This window comes from Dokdonella sp., assembly GCF_036518555.1.
In the GTDB taxonomy this organism is placed as follows: Bacteria; Pseudomonadota; Gammaproteobacteria; order Xanthomonadales; family Rhodanobacteraceae; genus Dokdonella_A.
Genome location: NZ_DATDMY010000246.1, coordinates 1 through 5,669 on the forward strand (window position 1 = coordinate 1; position 5,669 = coordinate 5,669).

Here is a 5,669-nt window from a genome sequence, read left to right on the forward strand (position 1 = left end):
ATGAGTTGGAAATGGCGATCATCGATCTCATGACATCGTGGTCGAATGGCTCGGCCCCGCGCGGACCGGGACATTGGCCGAAAATTGTGGCGGAGCGCCGCGCGGCGCGGCGCAGGGCGAACGGATCCTTGTTGCCGGACGGTTTCATGCCGACCGCGAAAATGCCGGCGAGCGTGTCGACGCGCTCGGCGACCGCCAGCACCTGGCCGATCCTGCCCTGCGCGATGTCGTCGCCGGCGAAGCGCGGCCGGTAGAACTCGTCGAGCGCCTGCGCGACGTCGGGACTCTCGCCACTCGCCCTCGCGTAGTAGCGACCCATCGTGCCCTGCAGTTCGGGGAACTCGCCGACCATGCGCGTCATGAGGTCGCAGCGGGACAGCGCGGCAGCGCGCGTCGCGAGTGCGGCATCGACATCGAGGCCGGCGTCGCGCAAGCGGTTGGCGATCACGCGCGCGAGCTCGGCCACGCGCACGGTCTTGTCCCAGACCGAGCCGAGCGCCTGCTGGTAGGTGACGCTCTCGAGCGAAGGCTGGTGCGCCGCGAGCGGAACCTTGAGGTCCTCGTCGAAGAAGAACTTCGCGTCGGCGAAGCGCGGGCGGATCACGCGCTCGTAACCCTTGCGGATTTCGGCCGGGTCCTTCGATTCGATGTTCGCGATGCCGATGAAGTGCTCGGTGAGGAGGCCACCGGCCCCGAACGTCGGCACGAACTTCTGGTTCGTCTCCATCGTCGTCACGAGCGCTTCCTGCGGGACCGCGAGGAACTCGCGCTCGAATGCGCAGGCGATGCCGACCGGCCATTCGGTGAGGTTCGCGATCTCGTCGAGCAGCGCATCGGACAACCGCGGCAGCGCCGAAGCCGGGGCGACGCGCGCGACTTCGTTCCGCACGCGCGCGCGGCGCTCCGCCGGGTCGGCGAGCACCTTGGCGGCGCGCAAGGCGTCGAGCCAGCTGTCGGCGTCGACCACGTGCACGGGTTGCGGGTGGTGGAAGCGATGGCCGCGCGAGGTGCGGCCAGCGCGAAGGCCGAGGATCTGCGCGTCGACGACCGCGTCGCCGTGCAGCATCACGAGCCAATGCGCCGGCCGCACGAAGGTGTAGTCGTGGTCGCCCCATCGCATCGGGCGCGGAATCGGCAGCGCCTTGAGCGCGTCAGAGACGATGTCGGGCAGCAGTGCCGCGGTGGACTGGCCCGGCTTCTCGCTGCGAGCGACGAAGCGCTCGCCCTTCGCATCGGTCGTGCGCTGCAACTGATCGACGGCTAGGCCGTTCTTCGCCGCGAAACCGAGCAGCGCCGGCGTGGGTTGTCCGGCCGCGTCGATGCCGATGTTCGCGTACGGCCCGAGCACTTCGGACTTCTGCACGGGCTGCCGCGCGGCGACGCGCGGCACGAGCACGGCGAGCCGGCGCGGCGAGCAGTAGCGCCGGGCGTCGGCGAGATCGCCGGCGATGCCGCGCCTGGAGAGGCCGTCGCAGATGCCGTTCGCGAATGCGGTCGACAGCTCGTCGAGCGCCTTCGGCGGCAATTCTTCGGTGCCGAGTTCGATCAGGAGGGAAGCGTGGTCTTGGCTCATGGCGGCACATTCTGGCTTGCCGTCATTCCCGCGCGCGGGATGACGTCGTGGTGGATCCGGGGTTCTCAGGCGGGCGCGGGCGTCTTGCGCAAAGCCGGGAATCCGAGCTTCTCGCGCTGCGCGAAATACGCCTCGGCGACCGCGCGCGAGAGCGTGCGCACGCGCAGGATGTAGCGTTGCCGCTCGGTCACGCTGATCGCGCGACGTGCGTCGAGCAGGTTGAACGTGTGGCTCGCCTTCATCACCTGCTCGTAGGCGGGCAAGGGCAGTCCCGCGTCGACGAGCCGCTTCGCCTCCGCCTCGCAGGTGTCGAACCAGTCGAGCAGCCTGGGCACGTTCGCGTGCTCGAAGTTGTAGGTGCTCTGCTCGACTTCGTTCTGGTGGAACACGTCGCCGTAGGTGACGACGCCGTGCGGCGCGCGCGTCCAGACGAGGTCGTAGACGTTGTCGACGTTCTGCAGGTACATCGCGAGACGCTCGAGGCCGTAGGTGATCTCGCCTGTGACGGGCCGGCACTCGAGGCCGCCGGCTTGCTGGAAGTAGGTGAACTGGGTCACTTCCATGCCGTTGAGCCAGACTTCCCAACCGAGTCCCCAGGCGCCGAGCGTCGGCGACTCCCAGTTGTCCTCGACGAAGCGCAGGTCGTGCACGAGCGGGTCGACGCCGAGCGCCTTCAGCGAACCGATGTAGAGGTCGAGGATGTCGTCGGGGTTCGGCTTCAGCACGACCTGGTACTGGTAGTAGTGCTGCAGGCGGTTCGGGTTTTCGCCGTAGCGGCCGTCGGTCGGGCGGCGGGATGGCTGTACGTAGGCGGCTGCCCACGGCTCGGGGCCGATCGAGCGCAGGAACGTGGCCGGATGGAACGTGCCTGCGCCGACTTCGGTATCGAGCGGCTGGATCAGCACGCAGCCCTGTTCGGCCCAGTAGCGGTTGAGGGTCTGGATGACTTCCTGGAAGGTCGGTCCCGGCATGCGTGGCTCGTCGGTCTGTGCAAGAAGCGCGGTCGCGGCGGGGCCGCGCCCTCGAAGGTTCATCAAGCGCGGGCACTCCACGCGGCGGTACAGCCCGTACCGGGTTCACGAAGTGCCTCGGGAAAAGCGCGCTAGTATAACGGCGGATACCCCTGACGGACCCGCATCATGGCCAGCGTGACCCAGCTCCCGGGCGCCCCGAAGCCGCATGCGCTCGGCCTGCATCGCCGCCTCGACCTCGACGAGACGCTCGCGGCGCTCGTCGGCGACGGCCTGCTCAGCGAGGGTGATGCGAAGCGCGTCCGCGCGGACATCCGGACCGCGCGCGGGCGCAGCGAACTGCACCCGCTCGTGCTCGTGGCGAATCTCAAGCTCGTCGACCAGCGCCAGCCGGACAAGCCGCTCAGCCTCGAGGTGCTCACCCAGTGGCTCGCGGTGAAGGCGGGCCTGCCCTATCTCAAGATCGATCCGATGAAGGTCGATGTCGCGAGCGTGACCCAGGTGATCAGCCATGCATATGCGCAGCGCTATCGCATCCTGCCGGTCGCGGTCAGCGAGATGCAGGTGGTGTTCGCCACGCCGGAGCCGTTCGACACGCGCTGGCTCTCGGACCTCGGGCACATCCTGCGCCGCGACATACAGCGCGTCGTCGCGAGCCCGCTCGACGTCAACCGCTACCTCGCCGAGTGGTGGAGCGTGCAGCGCTCGATCCAGCGCGCGAAGGACGCCAAGAGCGATGCCCACGACGGCCGCGCGATCCTCAATTTCGAACAGCTCGTCGAACTCGGCAAGACCGGCGAAGTCGGGGCGGACGACCGCCACGTCGTGCACATCGTCGACTGGCTGCTGCAGTACGCGTTCGAGCAGCGCGCATCGGACATCCATCTCGAACCGCGGCGCGACATGAGCAACATGCGCTTCCGCATCGACGGCGTCATGCACAAGGTGTTCGAATTGCCGACGCCGGTGATGACCGCGGTGACGTCGCGCATCAAGATCCTCGGGCGCATGGACGTGGCCGAGAAGCGTCGCCCGCAGGACGGGCGCATCAAGACGCGCTCCCAGGGCGGCCGCGAGGTCGAACTGCGGCTGTCGACGATGCCGACCGCGTTCGGCGAGAAGGTCGTCATGCGCATCTTCGACCCCGACATCGTCGTCAAGGAGTTCCGCCAGCTCGGCTTCTCGCCCGCGGAAGAGACGATCTGGCGCGGGATGGTCGAGCGCCCGCACGGCATCGTGCTCGTGACCGGCCCGACCGGTTCGGGCAAGACCACGACGCTCTACTCGACGCTCAAGCACCTCGCCACGCCCGATCTGAACGTCTGCACGGTCGAAGACCCGATCGAAATGGTCTCGCCCGAGTTCAACCAGATGCAGGTGCACCAGGCGATCGACCTCGATTTCGCGGCCGGCGTGCGCACGCTGCTGCGCCAGGACCCCGACATCATCATGGTCGGGGAGATCCGCGACCTCGAGACCGCGCAGATGGCCGTGCAGGCATCGCTCACGGGCCACCTCGTGCTGTCCACACTGCACACCAACGATGCGCCGAGCGCGATCACGCGCCTGCTCGACCTCGGCGTACCGAACTATCTGATCCAGTCCACCGTGACCGGCATCGTCGCGCAGCGCCTCGTGCGCACGCTGTGTCCGCACTGCAAGGCGGAGGCGCCGCTCGACGTTCAGGCATGGGCCGCCCTCACGCATCGCTGGCCGCTCGCGCCGCCGGCGAAGTACTACGTCCCGAAGGGGTGCCTCGAATGCCGCAAGACCGGCTTCCTCGGTCGAACCGGCATCTACGAGATGCTGCGCATCACCCCGGCCGTGCGCGCGCTGATCCAGTCCGACATGAACCTCGCGAAGCTCGCCGAAACCGCTTATGCGGAAGGCATGCAGCCGCTGCGCGCATCCGCGGCGGCCCAGGTCGCGCGCGGCGTCACCACGATTTCCGAAGTGGTCAATGTCCTGCCGCCGATCGACTGAGCGAGCCTCTGCTCGATTCCTGATCGTCCAGACCGGCACCACGCTGCCGCAGGTGCGCGCGCGACACGGCGACTTTCCGGACTGGTTCCGCCGCGGCCTCGGCCTGCACCGGCGCGACGTCGACGTGGTGCGGGCGCACGCCGGCGAGGCATTGCCGGACCCGCACGGATATGCAGCCGCAGTGGTGACGGGCTCGCCGGCGATGGTGAGCGAGCGCCTGCCCTGGAGCGAAGGTGCGGCAGGTTGGCTGCGTGACGCGGTCGCACGGGGCTTGCCGATTCTCGGCGTCTGCTACGGCCACCAGTTGCTGGCGCACGCGCTCGGCGGTCGCGTCGACTACCATGCGCGCGGTCGTGAGATCGGTACGGTCGGCATCGAGCGCCTCGCCGCTGCCGACGCCGACGCGCTGCTGTCCTCGGCTCCGGCGCGCTTCGCGGCGCATGCGTCGCACCAGCAGAGCGTGCTCGAACTGCCGGACGGCGCCGTCGTCCTTGCGCGCTCGGCGCACGACCCGCATCACGCGGTGCGTTACGCGCCGCGGGTCTGGGGCCTGCAATTCCATCCGGAATTCAGCGTCGACATCATGCGCGGGTACCTTCGAGCCCGCCCTCGCGCGGCCAACGGCGACTGCCCGGCCGAATGCTGTCCGGCGCGGGAACACGCGCCCGCGCCGGCGGCCCGCCGGCTCCTGCGCCGTTTTCGGGCGATCGCTCTGGCTTGCCCCTAGCGAATGCTCGAGCCGTCCTCGCGACGGGCTCGGCCCTCCCCCGGTCCCCTTACTTGCGCGCGCGACCCGCGCGGCGGATCGCTGCGAGCGGATCGCCGAGCTTGAGGCCCGACAGGTAGTCGCTGATCGCCTCGTTGGTGACGTCGTACAGCGGCCGGCCCATGACCGCGGCGGCGGCCTTGAGGCTGTCGCGCACGCGCTTGGAGACGCGCAGGCTGGCATCGCGCGCGTCGTCGGATTCTGCCGCAACTGTGGACTTCTTCATGTTCTCTCCCGGCACCGGTGTGTAACCGCACTTTATTTTGACTGTTTTAGAAGTGTAACTGTGATTCGGGGGCGACCGATAGGGCCGGGCGGCCAACTGTGTGACGTTTTGTGACCAAAACGAGTCGAGGCCGCCTCCGCCGGGCGCCTG

5 protein-coding genes are annotated in these 5,669 nt (G+C 68.6%); 2 read left to right on the forward strand and 3 right to left on the reverse strand.

Translation table 11 applies throughout. The annotated features are described in order from the left end of the window. Positions 1-1,573 (reverse strand): glycine--tRNA ligase subunit beta (gene glyS, locus VI238_RS13470; protein WP_331652199.1); only part of this gene is annotated, 1,573 nt, incomplete at its 3' end. Between the two features lie 65 nt (positions 1,574-1,638). Further along, complete coding sequence (gene glyQ, locus VI238_RS13475; RefSeq protein ID WP_331652201.1) at positions 1,639-2,544, reverse strand: glycine--tRNA ligase subunit alpha; 906 nt, start codon at positions 2,542-2,544, stop codon at positions 1,639-1,641. Between the two features lie 168 nt (positions 2,545-2,712). Here glyQ and VI238_RS13480 point away from each other — a divergent pair, with 168 nt between their 5' ends. Continuing rightward, complete coding sequence (locus VI238_RS13480) at positions 2,713-4,527, forward strand: GspE/PulE family protein (protein WP_331652203.1); 1,815 nt, start codon at positions 2,713-2,715, stop codon at positions 4,525-4,527. After that, on the forward strand, positions 4,505-5,254 hold the full coding sequence (locus VI238_RS13485; RefSeq protein WP_331652205.1) for a glutamine amidotransferase: 750 nt from the start codon (positions 4,505-4,507) through the stop codon (positions 5,252-5,254). Before VI238_RS13480 ends, VI238_RS13485 begins: the two co-directional genes overlap by 23 nt. A gap of 49 nt (positions 5,255-5,303) precedes the next feature. Here the strand turns inward: VI238_RS13485 and VI238_RS13490 are convergent, their stop codons facing one another. Next, a complete protein-coding gene (locus tag VI238_RS13490; RefSeq protein WP_182530368.1) occupies positions 5,304-5,519 on the reverse strand; it encodes a hypothetical protein in 216 nt (71 codons plus the stop codon). Positions 5,520-5,669: the final 150 nt, after the last annotated feature.

Bases quoted from the DNA above. Each gene is read 5' to 3' on its own strand.
- VI238_RS13490 (WP_182530368.1), bottom strand. From the start codon at position 5,519: ATGAAGAAGTCCACAGTTGCGGCAGAATCCGACGACGCGCGCGATGCC.
- glyQ (WP_331652201.1), bottom strand. From the start codon at position 2,544: ATGCCGGGACCGACCTTCCAGGAAGTCATCCAGACCCTCAACCGCTAC.
- VI238_RS13480 (WP_331652203.1), top strand. From the start codon at position 2,713: ATGGCCAGCGTGACCCAGCTCCCGGGCGCCCCGAAGCCGCATGCGCTC.
- VI238_RS13485 (WP_331652205.1), top strand. From the start codon at position 4,505: ATGTCCTGCCGCCGATCGACTGAGCGAGCCTCTGCTCGATTCCTGATC.